Origin of the sequence: Corynebacterium senegalense (assembly GCF_900411315.1) — a bacterium.
GTDB lineage: Bacteria > Actinomycetota > Actinomycetes > Mycobacteriales > Mycobacteriaceae > Corynebacterium > Corynebacterium senegalense.
In genome coordinates, this window is the sequence record NZ_LS990887.1 from 1,053,324 (window position 1) to 1,071,712 (window position 18,389).

At 68.0% G+C, this 18,389-nt stretch carries 25 protein-coding genes; 4 read left to right on the forward strand and 21 right to left on the reverse strand.

Annotated features, from left to right (window positions below; all coding sequences use genetic code 11):
- The 13 genes from DYZ02_RS05105 to secY all read right to left on the reverse strand — a co-directional run.
- The coding region (locus DYZ02_RS05105) for a type VII secretion protein EccB (RefSeq protein ID WP_181896981.1) at positions 1 to 394 on the reverse strand (394 nt) is incomplete at its 3' end.
- A 106-nt stretch (positions 395 to 500) separates the two neighbouring features.
- Positions 501 to 2,648, reverse strand: a complete 2,148-nt coding sequence (locus tag DYZ02_RS05110) for a DUF6541 family protein (protein WP_115685279.1) — start codon at positions 2,646 to 2,648, stop codon at positions 501 to 503.
- Between the two features lie 97 nt (positions 2,649 to 2,745).
- Positions 2,746 to 3,636, reverse strand: a complete 891-nt coding sequence (truA, locus tag DYZ02_RS05115; protein WP_245945668.1) for a tRNA pseudouridine(38-40) synthase TruA — start codon at positions 3,634 to 3,636, stop codon at positions 2,746 to 2,748.
- 90 nt (positions 3,637 to 3,726) lie between these two features.
- Positions 3,727 to 4,227: a 50S ribosomal protein L17 gene (gene rplQ, locus DYZ02_RS05120; RefSeq protein WP_115685281.1), complete on the reverse strand. Its 501-nt coding sequence runs from the start codon at positions 4,225 to 4,227 to the stop codon at positions 3,727 to 3,729.
- A 45-nt stretch (positions 4,228 to 4,272) separates the two neighbouring features.
- Entirely contained in the window at positions 4,273 to 5,286 is a 1,014-nt protein-coding gene (locus DYZ02_RS05125) for a DNA-directed RNA polymerase subunit alpha (RefSeq protein WP_115685282.1), read from the reverse strand.
- 119 nt (positions 5,287 to 5,405) lie between these two features.
- Positions 5,406 to 6,011 carry a 30S ribosomal protein S4 gene (gene rpsD, locus DYZ02_RS05130; RefSeq protein WP_115685283.1) on the reverse strand — a complete coding sequence of 202 codons (606 nt, stop codon included), beginning with the start codon at positions 6,009 to 6,011 and terminating at the stop codon, positions 5,406 to 5,408.
- 26 nt (positions 6,012 to 6,037) lie between these two features.
- Entirely contained in the window at positions 6,038 to 6,442 is a 405-nt protein-coding gene (gene rpsK, locus DYZ02_RS05135) for a 30S ribosomal protein S11 (RefSeq protein ID WP_019193981.1), read from the reverse strand.
- A gap of 3 nt (positions 6,443 to 6,445) precedes the next feature.
- A complete protein-coding gene (gene rpsM, locus DYZ02_RS05140) occupies positions 6,446 to 6,814 on the reverse strand; it encodes a 30S ribosomal protein S13 (RefSeq protein WP_006839471.1) in 369 nt (122 codons plus the stop codon).
- A gap of 186 nt (positions 6,815 to 7,000) precedes the next feature.
- The gene (infA, locus tag DYZ02_RS05145) at positions 7,001 to 7,219 is read right to left on the reverse strand and encodes a translation initiation factor IF-1 (protein WP_052205357.1); all 219 of its coding nucleotides are present in this window, start codon (positions 7,217 to 7,219) and stop codon (positions 7,001 to 7,003) included.
- 199 nt (positions 7,220 to 7,418) lie between these two features.
- On the reverse strand, positions 7,419 to 8,237 hold the full coding sequence (locus DYZ02_RS05150; RefSeq protein ID WP_115685284.1) for a L,D-transpeptidase: 819 nt from the start codon (positions 8,235 to 8,237) through the stop codon (positions 7,419 to 7,421).
- 50 nt (positions 8,238 to 8,287) lie between these two features.
- Positions 8,288 to 9,079, reverse strand: a complete 792-nt coding sequence (gene map / locus DYZ02_RS05155) for a type I methionyl aminopeptidase (RefSeq protein ID WP_115685285.1) — start codon at positions 9,077 to 9,079, stop codon at positions 8,288 to 8,290.
- A gap of 97 nt (positions 9,080 to 9,176) precedes the next feature.
- A complete protein-coding gene (locus tag DYZ02_RS05160) occupies positions 9,177 to 9,722 on the reverse strand; it encodes an adenylate kinase (protein ID WP_115685286.1) in 546 nt (181 codons plus the stop codon).
- Complete coding sequence (gene secY / locus DYZ02_RS05165) at positions 9,722 to 11,050, reverse strand: preprotein translocase subunit SecY (RefSeq protein WP_115685287.1); 1,329 nt, start codon at positions 11,048 to 11,050, stop codon at positions 9,722 to 9,724. Before secY ends, DYZ02_RS05160 begins: the two co-directional genes overlap by 1 nt.
- A 244-nt stretch (positions 11,051 to 11,294) precedes the next feature.
- Between secY and DYZ02_RS05170 the strand changes: the two genes are divergently transcribed.
- Entirely contained in the window at positions 11,295 to 11,828 is a 534-nt protein-coding gene (locus DYZ02_RS05170; RefSeq protein WP_245945670.1) for a DUF1707 SHOCT-like domain-containing protein, read from the forward strand.
- Between the two features lie 82 nt (positions 11,829 to 11,910).
- Here DYZ02_RS05170 and rplO read toward each other — a convergent pair whose 3' ends face one another.
- The 8 genes from rplO to DYZ02_RS05210 form a co-directional block, all read right to left on the reverse strand.
- Positions 11,911 to 12,357 carry a 50S ribosomal protein L15 gene (rplO, locus tag DYZ02_RS05175; RefSeq protein WP_115685288.1) on the reverse strand — a complete coding sequence of 149 codons (447 nt, stop codon included), beginning with the start codon at positions 12,355 to 12,357 and terminating at the stop codon, positions 11,911 to 11,913.
- A 7-nt stretch (positions 12,358 to 12,364) separates the two neighbouring features.
- A complete protein-coding gene (gene rpmD, locus DYZ02_RS05180; RefSeq protein WP_076599123.1) occupies positions 12,365 to 12,550 on the reverse strand; it encodes a 50S ribosomal protein L30 in 186 nt (61 codons plus the stop codon).
- Between the two features lie 5 nt (positions 12,551 to 12,555).
- A complete protein-coding gene (gene rpsE / locus DYZ02_RS05185; protein ID WP_115685289.1) occupies positions 12,556 to 13,188 on the reverse strand; it encodes a 30S ribosomal protein S5 in 633 nt (210 codons plus the stop codon).
- Between the two features lie 40 nt (positions 13,189 to 13,228).
- The gene (gene rplR / locus DYZ02_RS05190) at positions 13,229 to 13,633 is read right to left on the reverse strand and encodes a 50S ribosomal protein L18 (RefSeq protein ID WP_115685290.1); all 405 of its coding nucleotides are present in this window, start codon (positions 13,631 to 13,633) and stop codon (positions 13,229 to 13,231) included.
- A 2-nt stretch (positions 13,634 to 13,635) separates the two neighbouring features.
- Positions 13,636 to 14,172 (reverse strand): 50S ribosomal protein L6, encoded by a 537-nt coding sequence (gene rplF, locus DYZ02_RS05195; RefSeq protein ID WP_115685291.1) that lies wholly within the window; start codon positions 14,170 to 14,172, stop codon positions 13,636 to 13,638.
- A gap of 18 nt (positions 14,173 to 14,190) precedes the next feature.
- On the reverse strand, positions 14,191 to 14,589 hold the full coding sequence (rpsH, locus tag DYZ02_RS05200) for a 30S ribosomal protein S8 (protein WP_115685292.1): 399 nt from the start codon (positions 14,587 to 14,589) through the stop codon (positions 14,191 to 14,193).
- Between the two features lie 366 nt (positions 14,590 to 14,955).
- Complete coding sequence (locus DYZ02_RS05205) at positions 14,956 to 15,822, reverse strand: lipase family protein (RefSeq protein ID WP_115686384.1); 867 nt, start codon at positions 15,820 to 15,822, stop codon at positions 14,956 to 14,958.
- 53 nt (positions 15,823 to 15,875) lie between these two features.
- Complete coding sequence (locus DYZ02_RS05210; RefSeq protein WP_245945672.1) at positions 15,876 to 16,595, reverse strand: DUF2786 domain-containing protein; 720 nt, start codon at positions 16,593 to 16,595, stop codon at positions 15,876 to 15,878.
- 185 nt (positions 16,596 to 16,780) lie between these two features.
- On the opposite strand from DYZ02_RS05210, the gene DYZ02_RS05215 reads away from it, so the two are divergent.
- From DYZ02_RS05215 to fdhD, 3 genes are read left to right on the forward strand one after another with little or no spacing between them, the layout of a single operon-like run.
- Positions 16,781 to 17,263, forward strand: coding sequence for a carboxymuconolactone decarboxylase family protein (locus DYZ02_RS05215; RefSeq protein WP_115685294.1), 483 nt, complete (start codon positions 16,781 to 16,783; stop codon positions 17,261 to 17,263).
- A gap of 9 nt (positions 17,264 to 17,272) precedes the next feature.
- Positions 17,273 to 17,551, forward strand: a complete 279-nt coding sequence (locus tag DYZ02_RS05220; protein WP_115685295.1) for a DUF6457 domain-containing protein — start codon at positions 17,273 to 17,275, stop codon at positions 17,549 to 17,551.
- Complete coding sequence (fdhD, locus tag DYZ02_RS05225; protein WP_115685296.1) at positions 17,552 to 18,388, forward strand: formate dehydrogenase accessory sulfurtransferase FdhD; 837 nt, start codon at positions 17,552 to 17,554, stop codon at positions 18,386 to 18,388. It abuts the gene before it with no gap.
- The last annotated feature ends 1 nt before the right edge of the window (position 18,389 follow it).

Sequence of the window (18,389 nt, forward strand, 5' to 3'; positions counted from 1 at the left end):
TCTCCCCCTCCCCCGGGTGGGGGTCTGGGGGGGGGGGGAGAGGTGGAGGTTGGGCGGGGGCGGGGGAGGTGGATAGGAGGCCGGGGTGGGCCGTCCCGTCGACGCGGACGTAGAGGTTGTCGGCTGGGTCGCGCAGGATCGCGGCGTCGCCCGGGTCAGGGTTCGGCCGCAGCCAGGCGAAAAGAGCCGCCCCGGCCATCAGCAGCGCCACGGCGACAGCCCCGAAGAGCAGCGCGCGGCGCCGCGCCGCCAGCGGATCGTGGATCATGCGGATGTCGCCAAAGAGCAGGCCGTGCTCGACGCGGCGGCGCATGAAGCGGTGCCCGCTGACCTGCGGGCGGGTCGTCGGCAAGAGGCGCGTCGGGCTTGGGCGGCGCGCGTCGGAATCGGACATGCGGGATCCCCCGGTTTCTCCCCTGCTCCACCCCTCACACCCGGTTCCCCCTGAACCGGCGGGTGCGCAGCAAACTTACACCACGGAGAACTTACCCCACGGCCCGCTACAGCGCCGGGGAAGCGGAACCGGCCGGCTCGAGCTCGGGCAGGTCGTCCGAGCCGTTGGCCGCGGCGTCGGCGCGCATCGCGCGGATCTCGGACTCCGTGAACTGCTCGTCGACGGCGAAGATGACGGTGCTGCCCTTGCGGTACACCGCGGTCGCCCCCGGCGCCGTCCACAGGCCCTTGAGCTGGGTGAGTGCCGGCTGCTGCTGCCACCAGAAGGGGTCGGGGCTGAGGAGGAAGAACTTGATGTTGAGGTCCTCGACGGCGCGGTCGACCATGTTGTCGGTCTCTGCGTCGCCGCGCACGCCGGCGCCCAGCATGTCCGTCCGCGTGTAGACGATGTCCGTGCTGGAGCCGGCCCCGCCGACGGGCCACATGTAGTGGCGGGCGATGGTGGGCACGCCGTTGTAGGCGTAGAGCCAGGAGTATCCGTCGGCGGGGTCGCCCATCGTGTAGCCCTCCCACGCCCCGGGCTGTTCCGCCAGCCAGTCGTAGGCGAGGAGGTCGTTGTCGTTGACCATCCGCCCGCCGACGCGCACGTCGCTGTAGCTCGCCTCCGCCCCGGCGCTCGCCCGGTCGTGGGCCCACCACCCCGTGCCCGCGGCCGCGGCGACCGCCACCACAGAGGAGACCGCCACACTGGCGCGCGCCCACGCCGGGGAGTCGTTGCGCGCGCCCAGCGGCGCGAGGCAGAGCAGCCGGATCATGGTGGCAACTCCGATGGCCGCGCCCGCCACGGTCATCATCGCGACGGGCAGCACCAGCCGGTGCGCGGTGTTGTAGTGCAGCGCGCCGACCGCGCCGACGGCGGTGCCGACCCAGCCGTCGAAGGGCTGGAGCGCGTTGACGGCGACGGCCGCGGAGATGGCGTAGAACAGCGCGGGCCAGATCTGGCCGCGCCACACGAGGGCGACGAGGGCGCCGAAGCCGGCGAGCCACAGCAGGGCGGTGGCGTCGAAGGCGGGGAAGAACTCGCCCACGTGGCGGGTGTTGAGCGTGACCACCGCCTTCCACGGTTCGGTGATGCCGGCGTCTTCCGGCGTCGCCCAGCCCGAGACCTCCTCCGCCTGCGTGGAGCCCGCCAACGCCTGCGGGAGGAAGAGCAGCGTCCCGGCGACGGCGGGGGCGGCGAGCCAGCAGAAATCGGACACGCGCGAGCGGGCGGGGCGCACGAGGAGGCTGGTCAGCCAGAACAGGGCGACCGGCAGCGCGATGTAGGTCACGGCCGAGGGGTGCACCTGCAGCACGCCGACGAAGGCCAGCGCAGCCGGGAAGGCCAGCGCGTGGCGGGAAGGGACCTCGCAGAGCAGGTAGATGACGGTTCCGGCCAGGCAGGCGGCGAACAGGTAGGGCCACATGCCCACGTAGTCGGCGATCCACAGCGGCGGCGCGACGTAGATGGCCAGCGGCGCCAGCCCGGCGGCGATCTGCGCCGTCAGCCCCCGCGAGCGCAGGACGGTGAGGACCAGGCACGCCATGGACACTGACAACGCCAGCCCGGGCAGCACGGCCGTGGCGATGTTGAGGGCCGGGATCGGCTCCAGCCCGCCGGCCTCGGCAAACAGCGCGGTACCCGCGTGGAAGCTGGACGGGTAGAGCAGCGGGGCGCGGCTCTCCAGGTTCTGCAGCTCCCCCATCCTCGTCGGCGAGGCGATGTGCTCCGCCATGATGAAGCGCACCACGTTCGCGTGCCACTGCGAGTCCCACCCCTGGACGATGTTGCCCACGCCGTGCGGCAGGCGGACGAGCCAGTTGAGCTTGTCCGAGATGTTCATCCAGGCGCCGGCGACCACCCCGGCAGCGGGGAGCAGCCAGGAGGGGTCGAGCACGCTTGTGCTGCGCCAGTCCCCCGGCAGCAGCGCCTCGCGCCAGCCGACACCGCTGCGCTTCATCGCGCGGCGCGCGAACGCCCAGCGCCAGAGCGCGGCCGCGACGAGGGCAAGGAGGAGGCTGATGGCGAACGTCAGCCAGTTGAAGGGCGCGCTCGTCGCCCCCCACATCCAGGCACTGAGCCCGATGAGGCCGAAGGTGACGGGAATCGACGCGGCGGCCGCCGAGGGGATCTTCGCGCCCGCCACCCAGGAGACGGCGAATCCGGGGAGAATGAAAACGAGCAGCGCGAGAAAGACCGTTCCCGTTAGCGCCATCGTCCCGTCCTCTCAGCTCGTCGACCCCGGCGTGGCTCCGATGGAGCGGAGGCACGCAACACGTCGCATTCTATTCCCCCGCCCCAACATGCTCCCATTAGGCGCGCTCAACGGCGTCCCTGCGCCCCCGCGTTTGCGCGACGCGCCGCGCGAGCTCGTCCTCCGGCGGGTAGGTCACGCCGGTCAGCGTCAGCCCGCGGGCGGGGGCCAGCGCGACCTGCGGCGATCGTTCCCTCTCACCGAGCAGCCCCGCGACCCACGCGGTGTCGCGGCGCCCCTCCCCGACCTGCAGGCACGACGCGACGAGGGCGCGCACCATGTTCCAGCAAAAGGCGTCCGCGCGCACGTGGGCCTCGTAGAGGAAAGGCTCCTCGCTTGTCGACGCCTCCACCCACCGCATCTCCTTGACCTCCCGCACCGTCGTCGCGTGCGGGCGCGGCCTGCAGAACGCGGCGTAGTCGTTGAGCCCCACCACCAGGTCGGCGGCCGCCTGCACCCGCTCGAGGTCGACGGGCTTGGGCCACACCGCGGTGTCCCGGCGCCGCGTGGGCAGCGCCCCGGCCTGGTGGGTTGTCACCCGGTAGACGTAGCTGCGGTCGAGGGCGGCGAATCGGGCGTCGAAAAGCGGCGTCACCTCGGCGACGCGGAAGACCCGGACGTCCTCGGGGAGGAACTTGGCCAGCCGGCGAACGAGGCGCGCCGGGTCGCCGTCGATGGAGCGCTGCTCCAGGCTGGAACGCGGCACGTCGAGGTGGGCGACCTGGCCCGTGGCGTGCACGCCGGCGTCGGTGCGCCCGGCGACGGTCAGGCGGGCCGGCGCGCGCAGAATGGTCGTGAGGGCCTCCTCGAGCGTGCCCTGCACCGTGCGCGTCGGCGTGCCGTCGGGGCCCGGCTTCTGGCTTGCCCAGCCGTGGAAGCCGGTGCCGTCGTAGGCGAGGTCGAGGCGGAGGCGGACGTCGTCGGGCGGAAGCTGGGGGCTGGCGGTCACCCGACTCACCCTAGCAACCCCACGCATGACGAAACCCCGCCCAGTGCTCGAACGAGCGGCGGGCGGGGTCGCGAGGAAGGAAGGAAGGAACTAGTCCTCCTTGGTCTCCTCGGCCGGGGTCTCCTCAGCCTGGGTCTCCTCGGCTGCCTCGGCCGGAGCCTCATCAGCCTTAGCTTCCTCGGCCCGCTTGGAGGCCGCGGCGCGCGCGGTGCGGGTTGCCTCGGCGGACACGGTCTCCTCGAGGACGAGGGAGATGTGGGTCATCGGGGCGTTGTCGCCGGCGCGGTTCTCCAGCTTGATGGAGCGGGTGTAGCCGCCCTCGCGGTTGGCGAACTTCGGCGCGAGCTCGTTGAACAGGTAGGCGACGATGTCCTTGTTCGGCAGCTCGGCGGCGACGGCGCGGCGGTCGGCCAGCGTGCCCTTCTTGGCCTTGGTGATCAGCTTCTCTGCGTAGGGGCGCAGGACCTTCGCCTTGGCTTCGGTCGTCTTGATGGCGCCGTGCTCGAAGAGGGACTGGGCCAGGTTAGAAACGATGTGCTTCTGGTGGCTGGCGGACCCTCCGAGGCGGGCACCCTTCTTAGGGGTAGGCATTTTCGTACTCCTCGTTGCGGTTGGTTGAGCGCGTGCTCGGTGGTGTTACTCGGTCTCTTCCGCGCTGGTGTCGACGTAGTCGCCAGTCTCGGCGTCGTAGCCTTCGATCTGGGTCGGGTCGAAATCTTCCGGGGCATCCTTGAGGGTCAGGCCCAGCGAGGCAAGCTTGATCTTGACCTCGTTGATGGACTTCTGGCCGAAGTTGCGGATGTCCAGCAGGTCGCTCTCGGTGCATTCCGCGAGCTCGCCAACCGTGTGGATCTCCTGGCGCTTCAGGCAGTTGTAGGAACGCACGGAGAAGTTCAGGTCCTCAATCGGCAGGTTGTAGGCCGCGATGAACTCGGTCTCCTGCGGGGAGGGGCCGATCTCGATGCCCTCGGCCGCGGTGTTGAGCTCGCGGGCGAGCCCGAACAGCTCGACGAGGGTGGAGCCTGCCGACGCCAGGGCGTCGCGGGCCGTCATGGAGTTCTTGGTCTCCACGTCGATGATCAGCTTGTCGAAGTCGGTGCGCTGCTCGACACGGGTCGCCTCAACCTTGTAGGCGACGCGGGTCACCGGGGAGTAGATCTGGTCGACCGGGATGCGGCCGACCTCTCCGCCGGCGTTGGGCATGGCCGGGACGTAGCCGCGGCCGCGCTCGACGACGAGCTCCATCTCGAGGCGCGCCTGCTCGTTGAGCGAGGCGATGTGCAGATCCGGGTTGTGGATCTCCACGCCCGCCGGCGGCTCAATGTCACCTGCGGTGACGTCGCCGGGGCCCTGCTTGGACAGGTACATGACCACCGGCTCGTCGGAGTCGGAGGACAGAACCATGTCCTTGACGTTGAGGATGATCTCGGAAACGTTCTCCTTGATGCCGTTGATCGTGGTGAATTCGTGGAGGACACCGTCGATCTTGATGGAGGTCACGGCCGCGCCCGGGATGGACGACAGCAGCGTGCGGCGCAGAGAGTTACCGAGGGTGTAGCCGAAACCGGGCTCGAGCGGCTCGATGACGAACTTCGAGCGGTTGGTGTCGATGTATTCCTCGGTCAGCTGAGGGCGCTGCGAGATGAGCATGAACTTCTCCTTTGTCGGCAACCACTATTTGATGCCGGTAGGAACGGGTGCTGGAAATGTGGAAGATATCGCGCCGCCGACACGCCGTGAACGGGGGCGCGGTGTGAAGTAAGGGGCTCTTACTTCGAGTAGAGCTCGACGATCAGCTGCTCCTGCAGCGGAACCTCGATCTGAGCGCGCTCGGGCAGCTGGTGCACGAGAATGCGCAGGGTCTCCGGTACGACCTGGAGCCACGCGGGGACGACGGAGTCGACCAGGTTGTCCTGGGCCTCCTCGAACCACAGCATGCCGCGGGACTTCTCGCGGACGTCCACGATGTCGTACTGGGAGACGCGGTAGGACGGGACGTTGGTCTTCTTGCCGTTGACGGTGAAGTGGCCGTGCGAGACAAGCTGGCGGGCCTGGCGGCGGGTGCGGGCCAGACCAGCGCGGTAGACGACGTTGTCCAGGCGGGACTCCAGGAGGATCAGCAGGTTGTCGCCGGTCTTGCCGGGGAGGCGGTTGGCCTCCTCGTAGTAGCGGCGGAACTGCTTCTCCATGACGCCGTAGGTGAAGCGAGCCTTCTGCTTCTCCTGCAGCTGGAGCAGGTACTCGGACTCCTTGATGCGGGCGCGGCCAGCCTGCCCCGGAGGGTAGGGGCGACGCTCGAAGGACATGTCGCCGCCGACGAGGTCGACGCGGAGGCGACGGGACTTACGGGTAGCAGGGCCGGTGTAACGAGCCATGTTGTCTTACCTCTTTCCTTTCTGCCTTAAACGCGACGACGCTTCGGCGGACGGCAGCCGTTGAAGGGCTGCGGCGTCACGTCGGAGATCGAGGACACCTCCAGGCCGGCGGCCTGGAGAGAACGGATGGCGGTCTCACGGCCGGAGCCCGGACCCTTGACAAAGACGTCGACCTTCTTCATGCCGTGATCCATCGCCTTGCGGGCTGCGTTCTCGGCAGCCATCTGGGCGGCGAAGGGGGTCGACTTGCGGGAGCCCTTGAAGCCGACGTGGCCGGAGGACGCCCAGGAGATCACAGCACCGTTCGGGTCCGTGATGGACACGATGGTGTTGTTGAACGTGGACTTGATGTAGGCGTGGCCAGCGGCCACATTCTTCTTGACGACGCGACGGCCACCACGGCGCGCGCCGGAACGAGTCTTCGGAGGCATGTGTTACTTCTTCTTTCCTGCGATGGTCTTCTTCGGGCCCTTGCGAGTACGCGCGTTGGTCTTCGTGCGCTGACCGCGCACCGGAAGGCCGCGGCGGTGGCGCAGACCCTGGTAAGAGCCGATCTCGATCTTGCGGCGGATGTCGGCCTGGACCTCGCGGCGGAGGTCGCCCTCCACGGTGTAGGAGGACTCGATGGCGTCGCGAAGCGCGGCGAGCTGATCGTCGGTCAGGTTGTCCGTGCGCAGGTCAGGAGAAATGCCCGTCTTCTCGAGCAGTTCCTTGGAACGGGTTGCGCCGATTCCGTAGATGTAGGTGAGTGCGATCTCCATGCGCTTGTTGCGCGGCAGATCCACACCAGCTAGACGTGCCATGTGGTACGTGCCTTTCAGGTTGTTACGGTGGTTTTCTCCCCACTCGTCCAAGCCAAGCGGCGCTTTACCCGGACCTAACCGGATGATGGGCCGTGATGTCGCGCGGCTCCGGCCACCGTGGCCGGAGGTGGGAGGCGCACGCCCGCCGTGGCGGGTATGCGCTTTGGGTGGGGAGGCTTGTCGTGTTTACTTGTAGCGGTACGTGATACGTCCGCGCTCCAGGTCGTACGGGGAGAGCTCCACGATGACCCGATCTTCCGGAAGGATGCGGATGTAGTGCTGGCGCATCTTGCCGCTGATGTGGGCAAGGACTTCGTGCCCGTTGTCGAGCTCGACACGGAACATCGCGTTCTTCAAGGGCTCGACGATGCGGCCCTCAACCTCAATTGCGCCTTCTTTTGCCATACACTCCACTTCCTAAAGCACCGTTTGCGCTGGTGCCTGACGTACTTTGGTAGTTGCTACGTGGCCTGTTTCAGGCAGGAATAACCTCCCTGATACACACCAATGGGCCAGTTTAGCCCTTCACCTGCACAAAGACAAACCCCCTCCGCCGGGGAACGACCCGGGGGCGGAGGGGGCGGGCGCCGGAAGCGCTGTGAACCTAGTAGACGAAGACCTTGTCGCCGATCTGCAGGTCGTTGAAGTAGCGCTGGGCGTCGCCGCGGTACATGCGGATGCAGCCGTTGGAGAGGTACTGCGGGTTGCCCTCGTGGAAGGCGATGCCGTTGTAGGTGAAGTACGTCGCGTACGGCATCGGGGCGTTGTTGAACTCGTAGGAGATCTCGTCCTTGACCTTCCGGTTGACGTAGAAGGTGCCGCGCGGGGTCTCGCTGCCGGGCGCGCCCGGGCCGATGGTGGCGGCCTGGTAGTACATCTGGCCGTTGTCCTGCAGCCAGGAGCGGCGTCCGTCGATGTCGATGCACGCCTTGGCGTCGGGCGGGCAGGGGCCGTAGTCGAAGGCGGGGGCCGGCGCGGGCTCGGCGGCGGGCGCCGGGGCGGGTGCGGGGGCCGGCGCGGGCTTCGGGGTGCGCTCGGCGATCAGCCCGGGGAAGAAGGTCTCGACAGCACCGTCGACCGCGGCCTTCGCCTGCTCAGGCAGCTGCGGGTTGACGGCGGCCAGGCCCTCTGCCTGCTGGCGCAGCGAGTTGCGCGTGTTCCAGGCGGCGTCGCGCGCGGCGCGGTCCTGCGCCTGGCCGATCGACTGGAAGGAGGCGTTGACCTGCGCGACAAAGGCGTCGAGGCTACCCGCGGAGTCGGCTGCAGTCAGCTGGTCGATGGGGCTCGGGGCCGGCTGCGCGGCCGCCTGGGGGGCGCCGAACGGTGCTGCGGCGAGGGTGGCCGAGACACCGGCGACGGCTGCGAGGGAGGCGAAGCGACGCTTCAGGGGCGAGGCCTTCGCATGGCACGGAGTGTAAGACATGGGAAAAGTATAACCGTCCTCTGCGAAAAGTCCGGGCACGGACACCGGTGTCAGTCCCGCGGGGTGAGGATCCGGGGCCCGTCGGCTGTCGCCGCGACCGTGTGCTCCCAGTGGGCGGCGGGCGCGCCGTCGAGGGTGACAACGGTCCAGTCGTCGTCGAGCACCTTGCTTTCCGTTCCCCCGCCGAGGATGAGCATCGGCTCGATGGCAAGCACGGAGCCTTCCTGGATCCTCGGGCCCCTGCGCGGCCTGCCCTCGTTCGGCAGGTAGGGGTCCTCGTGCATCGTCCGGCCGATACCGTGGCCGCCATAGCCGTCGAGGATGCCGAGGGCCACGCCGAAGCGCTCCTCGGCATCGTAGGTCGCGAGCTCGAGCGCGTGCGAGACGTCCGTGAGGCGGTTGCCCGGCACCATCGCCTTCAGCCCCTCGGCAAGCACCCACTCGGTCGCCCGATTGAGCTTGTCGACGTCATCCGCGAGCCGCCCCACCCCGAACGACCACGCCGAGTCCCCCACCCAGCCGTCGAGGGTGGCACCGCAGTCGATGGAGACGAGGTCGCCCTCCTTGAGCACTACGTCTTGGCCCGGAATGCCGTGGACGACGACGTCGTTGACGGAGGCGCAGATGGAGCCCGGGAAGCCCTGGTAACCGAGGAACGTCGGCGTGGCACCGTGGCTGCGGATCACCTCCTCGGCGACGCGGTCGAGGTCGAGGGTGCTCACGCCGGGTGCGGCGGCCTCGCACACCTGCTTCAGCGCGGCGCCGACGATGCGCCCGGCGGCCTCCATGGCGTCGAGCTCTCCCGGGGTTTTGGCGGTGATGGTGCGGCGGCGGAAAGCCACGGTGCCTCCTTGGCGTCGGTAAGCGAATGTGGGGGTGGGTTCACAACGGCGAAAGCCGGCGACTCCGAGCGGAGGGCCGGCTTGGTCCGTGGGCGGGCTACTTCTTCAGCTGCGCCATCGCGCGGGCGTTGACCTCGTCGACATCGCCCACCGCGTCGATGTTGATGATCGCGTCGCCATAGTGCTCGATGAGCGGCGCAGTCTCGTCGCGGTACACGCCGAGGCGCGTGCGGATGGTCTCCTCGTTGTCGTCGGCGCGGCCGCGGGCGAGCATGCGCTCCACCACCACGTCCTCGTCGACGACAAAGTTGAGCACGCCGTCAAGGGCGACGCCCTTCTTCTCCAGGAGGTCGGCGAGGATGTCCGCCTGTTCCACGGTGCGCGGGAAGCCGTCGAGGAGGAAGCCGTCCTTGGCGTCGTCCTCGTTCAGGCGGGCCTCAACCATGCGGGCGGTGACATCGGTGGGCACGAGCTTGCCGGCGTCGATGTACTGCTTCGCCTCCACGCCCAGGGGCGTGCCCTCGCCGATGTTGGCGCGGAACAGGTCGCCCGTGGAGATGTGCGGGACGCCGAGCTTTTCGGAGAGGATGGCGGCCTGGGTGCCCTTGCCGGCACCGGGAGGGCCAAGGAGAACGAGACGCATTATCGCAGAAGTCCTTCGTAGTTGGATTGCAGGAGCTGGGATTCAATTTGCTTGACCGTGGTCAGCGCCACGGACACCATAATCAGGATAGCGGTGCCGCCGAAGGCGCTCATACCCATCTGGCCCGTGCCGGAGATGCCGGCGTCGAGGGCGAGGTTCGGCAGGATCGCGATGAGCGCCAGGTAGAGGGCGCCGACGAAGAGGAGTCGGTTCATCACGAAGCCGAGGTACTCGGCCGTCGGGCGGCCCGGGCGGATGCCGGGGATGAAGCCGCCGTACTTCTTCATGTTCTCCGCCTGCTCGACCGGGTCGTACTGGATGGAGACGTAGAAGTACGAGAAGAAGATGATCATGGCGAAGTAGGCCACGATGTACTGCCAGGAGCCGGGGTTCTGCAGCCACGCCATGACGTTGTTCATCCACCAGTTGTCGGGCGGGCTCGGCTTGTTCATGGTGACGATCTGGGTGATCAGCACCGGCACGTACATGAGCGAGGAGGCGAAGATCACGGGGATGACGCCCGCCTGGTTGACCTTCAGCGGCAGGTAGGTGGACGAGCCGCCGTACTGGCGCCGCCCCACCATGCGCTTGGCGTACTGCACCGGGATGCGGCGCTGGCCCTGCTCGACGAAGATGATGCCCACGACGAGGACGACGACGGCGGCGAGGACGAGGCCGAAGGTCACGCCGCCGGACTGCGTCAGGATCGTCGCGCCCTGGGCGGGGATCTGGGTGGCAATGCCGGCGAAGATGAGCAGCGACATGCCGTTGCCCACGCCCTTCTCGGTGATGATCTCGCCCAGCCACATGATGAGGATCGCGCCGGCGGTCATCACGATGATCATCATGATCAGCGTCCAGACGCTGCGGTCCTCGACGAGCACCGGCATCCCCTGGCCGAGGAGCTGTTCACGGTCGGCCAGGGCCACGATGCCAGCGGACTGGAGCAGGGCCAGCCCGACGGTGAGGTAGCGGGTGTACTGGGTCATCTTCGCCTGGCCCGCCTGCCCCTCCTTCTTCAGCTCCTCGAACTTGGGGATCACGACGGTGAGCAGCTGCACGATGATCGACGCCGTGATGTAGGGCATGATGCCGATGGCGAAGATCGACAGCTGCAGCAGCGCGCCGCCGGAGAACAGGCCGATGATGGAGAACATCGTCGCCTGGTCGCCCTGCGAGATGTCGTTGAGGCGCTGGCTGATGAGCGCATAATCCACGCCGGGCGTGGGGATCTGGGCGCCGACGCGGTAGAGAATGATCAGCGCGAGGGAGATGAGAATCTTTTTGCGCAGATCGGGGTCTTTGAACGCCTGAACGATTGCGGACACTAAGCCTCCTGGCTCCCGGGAGGGCATCACCCGGAAGATAGTGGACATTTACCGCCCGGGCCGCCCCGCCCTAGCGGTTTTCTGCGGCCCAGACAAATTTGACCCCCCTAGCCTACCAGCTGGGCGCTCACCGCTGAATTTGTGCAGCCCCTTAGTTACGCTGGGATCACCCGCGGCGGCGGAGCACGCGCCCCGCCCTCCACGATGGGAGCCACACCGGGGCCGCGTCCGGAAAGGAATCACCGTGGATTCACAGCAGGGCCCCCACCCGGACTTCCGTATCGGCGACTCGGAACGCATGCAGGCGCTCGACCGCCTCACCGAGCTTTTCACAGCCGGTTACCTCGACGTCGCCGAGTTCTACGCTCGCTCGGCGACGGCGACATCCGCGACCCGCGCGGGTGAGCTCGACGCACTATTCGCCGATGTACCCCGGGGACGCGATCTCGCCGTTTCCCAGACGGACGGGTCCGCCGACTCCGCAACCGACGCCGAGCTCGACCGTCTCGTAGCCCGGGGGAGGAAGGTCCGCAGCGCCGACTCCCTCATCCTGGCGGGCGCGTTGATCTTCTTCTTCGTGGGTCTTTTGGTGTTCGACTGGGGATGGTCCTGGGTCGTTTTCCCCGTCGCGGCGCTGGCTGTGGCCGGGGTGCGCGGCCTCGTCGGCCTCGGCGACGAGGAGGAGGAGCTGTTCGAAGAGCTGGACGCGGCCGAGAAGGAAAAGCGCGCGAAGCGCCTGCGCATTGCAATGGAGCGCCGGAAGGAGCTCGAGGGCTGAGCCGCTTTCCGACGCCAAAGGGCCGCTCCCCCGTTGCCGGGGAAGCGGCCCTCGTGGTTGCGCTGGTGGGGCGTCGCGAAGCTTAAGCCTCGGTGACGGACCCTCCGGCGGCCTCGATCTTCTCGACCGCGGACTTGGAGAACTTGGTCGCGGTGACGTCGAGCTTGACGCTCAGGTCGCCGTTACCGAGAACCTTGACCGGCTGGTTCTTGCGCACCAGGCCGGCTGCGACGATGTCCGCAACGGTGACGGTGCCGCCGTTGGGGAACTTCTCGGCCAGGTCGGCAACGTTGACGACCTGGTACTCGACGCGGTTCGGGTTCTTGAAGCCCTTGAGCTTCGGCAGACGCATGTGCAGCGGCATCTGGCCACCCTCGAAAGCAGCGGAAACCTGCTTGCGAGCGCCGGTGCCCTTGGTGCCGCGGCCTGCGGTCTTGCCCTTGGAGGCCTCACCGCGGCCAACGCGGGTCTTGGCCTTGTTCGCGCCCTTTGCCGGGCGCAGATCATGGAGCTTGATGATGTCAGCCATGTTTTCTCTACTCCCCTGCAACTTCTTCAACGGTGACGAGGTGGCGCACCTTGAGGATCTGGCCGCGGGTGGCAGCGTTGTCCTTCTTGACAACGGACTGGCCAATCTTGCGCAGGCCGAGGGCCTCGAGGTTCTTGCGGGTCATCGGCTTCTCGCCAACCTTGCCGTGGTGCAACGTGATCTTCAGTGCCATTGTGCTTAGGCCTCCTGTCCTGCGCGGGCGCGGAGCATGCGGGCCGGGGCAACGTCCTCGATGGCCTTACCGCGCTTGGCGGCGACCTCCTCGGGGCGCACGAGCTCCTTCAGGCCGGCAACCGTGGCCTGGACTACGTTGAGGGCGTTGTCGGAGCCCAGCGACTTGGCCAGGATGTCCTGGATGCCGGCGCACTCGAGAACCGGGCGGACGGCGCCGCCGGCGATGACACCGGTACCGGGGGCAGCCGGGCGGAGCATGACGATGCCCGCGGCGGCCTCGGCCTGGACCGGGTGGGGGATGGTGCCGCCGATCATCGGGACGCGGAAGAAGTTCTTGCGAGCCTCCTCGGCACCCTTCTGGATTGCGGCCGGGACTTCCTTGGCCTTGCCGTAGCCGACGCCGACCAAGCCCTCACCGTCGCCGACGACGACGAGTGCGGTGAAGGACATGTTGCGGCCGCCCTTGACGGTCTTGGCCACGCGGTTGATGGTGATGACGCGCTCGATGTACTTGTCGCGCTCGTCGTTCTGGTTGCGGCGGTCGTCACGACGGCCGCGGCCGCCACGCTCGTTGCTGCGGTTGTTGTTCTGGTTGTCGGCGGAGCGCCCGCCGTCACGCCGTTCACGTTCGGCCATTACGCGATCCTTCCGTTGGTGGTGATGATTGCGGTGATCATTAGAACTTCAGACCACCTTCACGAGCTGCGTCCGCCAGGGCCGCGATGCGGCCGTGGTACTTGTAGCCGGCGCGGTCGAAGACAACCGTTTCGATGCCGGCAGCCTTGGCGCGCTCGGCGGCGAGCTGGCCAACCTTGGCGGCCTTGTCCTTCTTGTCGCCCTCGAGGGTGCGCACGTCCGGCTCCATGGAGGAGGCGGAGACGAGGGTGTGGCCAGCGAGGTCGTCGATGATCTGGACGTGCATGTGGCGAGACGAGCGGTGCACGACGAGACGCGGGGTCTCCGGGGTGCCGCGCAGGGTCTTGCGGATGCGGTTGTGGCGACGCACGCGGGCCTCGCGGCGGCGCGAGGAGATGTCGCGGCCGACCGGGGTGCGCTTGGTGTTCTCTGCGGTGTTGCTCATGATTACTTACCCGTCTTTCCGACCTTGCGGCGAACCTGCTCGCCTGCGTAGCGGATGCCCTTGCCCTTGTAGGGGTCATCCTTGCGCAGTCGGCGGATGTTAGCCGCGATCTGGCCAACCTGCTGCTTGTCAATGCCCTCGATCGAGAACTTGGTGTTGCCGTCGACGGCGAAGGTGATGCCCTCCGGCGCCTCGATCAGAACGGGGTGCGAGTAGCCCAGGGAGAACTCGAGGTTCTTGCCCTTGAGCTGGACACGGTAACCAACACCGAAGATCTCCATGTTGATCTTGTAGCCCTCGGTCACGCCGACAACGATGTTGTTGACCAGCGAGCGGGACAGGCCGTGCAGAGCGCGGTTGTTGCGGTGGTCGTCCGGACGGGACACCACGATCTCGTTGTCCTCGACGGACGCGGTGATCGGAGCCGGAAGCTCCAGGGTCATGGTGCCCTTCGGGCCCTTGACCTGGACGCTCTGGCCGTTGATTGTGGTCTCGACGCCATTCGGGATGGCGATGGGTGCTTTACCTACACGCGACATAGTCTTTCCAACCTCCCTTTACCAGACGTAGGCGAGGACTTCCCCACCTACGCCCTTCTCCTGGGCCTGACGGTCGGTCAGGAGGCCCTGCGACGTGGAGATGATGGCCACGCCAAGGCCGCCGAGAACCTGCGGCAGGTCGTTCGACTTTGCGTACACGCGCAGACCCGGCTTGGACACGCGGCGCAGTCCGGCGATGGACGCCTCGCGGGTCGGGCCGTACTTGAGGTCGAGGGTGAGCTGCTTGCCCACCTTCGCGTCCTCAACCTTGTAGTCGGCGATGTAGCCCTCCTGCTTCAGGATCTCGGCGATGGACGCCTTGATCTTCGAGGAAGGCATGGACACGGTCTCGTGGTGCGCATTGTTTGCGTTGCGCACGCGAGACAGCATGTCTGCGATCGGATCAGTCATGGTCATAGGATGTGACCGTTTACCTTTCTCGTTGCGGTTCCCTGGCCCACCTCGACCGGGCCCGCTGAGCGGGACCCAAGTCACGTTTGCCGTGTGATCTGTCGGGGGCTACTCCACGCTCCCCACGCTCAATAACGTGGGGCGCTCGCCGCCACCCTCGCACCCGGTCCGCATTTCGGCGGGGGGCCTGCAACAAAGTTGGATGTTCAAATGTTCTTCGGCCGCGCGCACGAAAGTACCGGCGCGCAAGTCCGACCGCTCACGTTACCTCGCCGCACGCCGAAAAAGCAATTCGCTTCTCGACGCCCCATCGCCGCCTTTCCCCAGGGTGGCGGCGCGCGGGCGTCGTGAAGCTCCGGCGGCGCGCCCGGTCTAGAACGGCGGCGCGAACCCGCCGCCGCCCAGCAGGGGCACGAAGGCCGCCGCGGCACCGCCCACGGCCGCGAGGACCAGGGCGACGAGCGCAGCGATGATGCCCGGCGGCGAGGAGCTGCCCGAGCCTTCCGTGCCGGAGCTCGGCCCCTCGGCGGAGCCCGGCGCGACGAGGCCGCTGAACAGGGGCATGCTGGAGAGCGCGGAGCTCAGGTCGATGCCCGACGAGCCCTCGTTGCCGTTCCAGTTCGTGCAGGTCAGGTTCTCGCCGAGGGCGCGGCCGTGGAAGCGGTCGAGGAGGAAGGGCATGCCGAACGCTCCGCCGCTGACGGACTGGGCCACGTGGTTGGCCTCCCCGATCGTGCCGACCTCGGGGAGGATGTCGTCGCGGTAGTACATCGCAGCGCCCTGGGTGCACCAGTTCCGCGCGAGGTCCTTGGCCTGGCCGTAGGCCACGTTGCGGTCGAAGCGGCCAGAGACGATCATCATCGGCACCTCGGGCGCCTTCCTCCCGATCAGCTGGTCATCCACCGCCCGCTGCGCCTCCGGGTACTCCTTGACCAGCTCGGAGAGCGAGCGGCCCCCTGCGATCCACTCGCGCGTCGAGGTGTAGCCGTATTCTTCCATGATCTCGTCGGTGCACATCTCGGACAGCGCCCCGAGCGCGCTGCGGCCGTCGTCGTTGACGTTGGCCTCGACGATCTCGCCGATCTCCGGGTACCGGGCGACCAACCCGTTGATGGAGAAGCCGATCGCGCCGGCCAGGTCGGACCCGTCGATGTTGGCCATCACCGCGGTCAGGTCGGCCGGCGGCGCCGAGGCGTACCCGCCGACCAGGTCAAGGTCGGGGGCGTAGCTCGGCTGCAGCTCGGCCGCGGTCCGTCCCCGCCTTCGCCCCCGACGCCGGGATCTACCCGGTCTTACCTTGGAAGAGCGGGGCGCGAGCGCACCCTTTCCTGGCCGAGGTCGGTCCTGTCGCCGGCGTCGAGGCCGCTGCCGTACGCCCGGCCGTCGTAGGTCCGCCGCGCCCGCGACGCCGTCAGATGCAGCCCGAGGTCGCGGGCGTAGTCCTCCTGGGCCTGTTCGGCGCGCCGCAGGTCGTCGAAAAGCGCCAGCGAATAGCGCCCGTCCGTTTCGGCTATCGTCTCCTCCGCCGCCCCGAGCCTCCTGCCGATGGCCTGCGAGAACCCCAGCATGAAGGAGCGGCGCTTGACCACGGTCGAGCAGTCGTACCACCCCTCGGAGACGTGCTTGCGCGCCCCGACGATCATCACCGGGTTGAGCAGCGCGTACAGCATCTCCACCCGCTGCATGTGCCGCGCCGACCCGAAGACGGTTGCGGAGGGAGTCCTCGTCGAACGGTGGAGCTTCTGCTGGAAACCGGTGCAGTGCAGCGCCCCGGCGATCGCGAGCAGCAGCGCAGCCTGCATGTCCGTGTAGGCTCCCGCGAACTCGAAGGTCCTGCGCACCACGTCGTCACGCTCGTCGGGTCTTTCCACGTCGCGCTCGTCGAACCCGTAGGCGGCCATGATCTCGAAGGCGCGGTCGTAGAAGACCTCCCCCTCCGGCGTCCCTTCGCGGTCGGCGGCCTGGTTGAGCAGCTTGCGCACCCTGTCCTTGATCTTGTCGATGTCCCTCACGGGTCTTCCCCCCTCTGTTGTTTTCGGCGGCGCCACCGGCGGCGCACACGCACTGAGGGCAGTTGTAGAACACGCGGCCGACACGGCACTCGCCGGAACCCGCAGACCTGTGGATAACCCTTTCCTGGGCCTGGCCCTGTGGATAACCCGGGCCGCATGTCCGGGCAGTGGCATAGTCTTGCGGTATGGCTACTTCGCGTCCGCAACTTCGGGGCGACGGGATGCGTTCCCTGCTGCCGATGGTCAAGTACTCGTCCGCCCACACACCCGAGCGCTACCGGCACCTCGTCTCGCTGCGCGCCTCCGTGATCAACGACTGTCGGGCCTGCGTGACCACGCACCGCCGTGACGCCCGCCGCGACGGCTGGTCGGAGGAGCGCATCCTGCGCGCCGAGGACTGGACGAACCACACGGACAGCTTCGACGAGGAGGAGACGCTCGTTCTCCGACTCACCGACGCGGTCACCCACGTCGACGGCTACGAGTCCATCCCCGGCGACCTGTGGGACCGGCTCGTCGACCTGTTCGGCGTGGACGGTACGCACGACATCCTCGTGAGCATCCTGGCCATCAACACGTTCAACCGCCTGAGCATCACCACCCGGACCGACCCGCAGGCCATCAAGGGGACCATCCCCTTCGACCACGACTACACCGCCCACCTGTAAAGGAGCCCCATGCCCGATAAAGAGAGCCTCGCCTCCACCCACGAGTGGCTCACCGCCGTGTCCGAAACACTCGGCGTTCCGCCCGAGTTCACCCGCGCAGCCGTCGGCCCCGTCCTCGACCTAACCGCGAACGTCGCGCACAACGGCCCCTCGCGCCCCGCCGCGCCCACCACGGCCTTCGTGCTCGGATACGCGCTGGCCCTGAAGTCCGGCGCCTCCCCCTCGGTCGACGAGCTCGACGAGCTCATCGCGGACGTCGACGCCCTCCTGGAGCGCTACGGCAAGTAGATGGGACGCATCAACCGCAGCTTCGCCGTCACCCGCGTCACCCGCGAGGACGGCGTCATCCGCACAGACACCCGGGCCGACACCGTCAGCGTCGAGGAGCCCCTGGAGATCCGCGCCGGCGGCACGACCCTCACCTCCACGATGCGCACCCCCGGCCACGACATCGAGCTCGCCCACGGCTGGCTCTTCGCGGAGCGCCTCATCAGCTCGCCTGACGACGTCACCACTGCGCGCTACTGCGCCGGCGCCGTCGGCCCGGAGGGCGAGAACACCTACAACCTCCTGGACATCGACCTCGCCGGAACGGCGGCCCCCGTCACCCCGAACCTCATCCGCCTCACCCCCACCACGAGCGCCTGTGGAGTGTGCGGCACGCAGTCCATCTCCGAGCTGCTCCACCGCACCCACGCCCCCATCGAGCCGGTGGCGCTCGACCCGGACCTGATCATGGCCCTGCCGGGGAAGCTGAGGGAAGGCCAGAAGCAATTCCGCAAGACCGGCGGCATCCACGCCGCCGGGGCCTTCGACCTCGACGGCAATGCCCTGGTGATTCGGGAGGACATTGGGCGCCACAACGCCGCCGACAAGGTCATCGGCCACCTCCTGCTCGAAAACAAACTGCCCGCCAAGGACACGATCCTGGTCATGTCCTCGCGGGCGTCGTTCGAGCTGGTGCAGAAAGCCGCGATGGCGGGATTCCCCGCCCTCGTCGCCGTCTCGGCCGCGTCGTCCCTCGCCGTCGAGCTGGCCCGCCAGGCGGGCATGGCGCTCGCAGGATTCGCGCGGGAGGAGCGCTTCAACCTCTACGCCGGGGCGCTGGCCGGGGGGCGTCGATAAG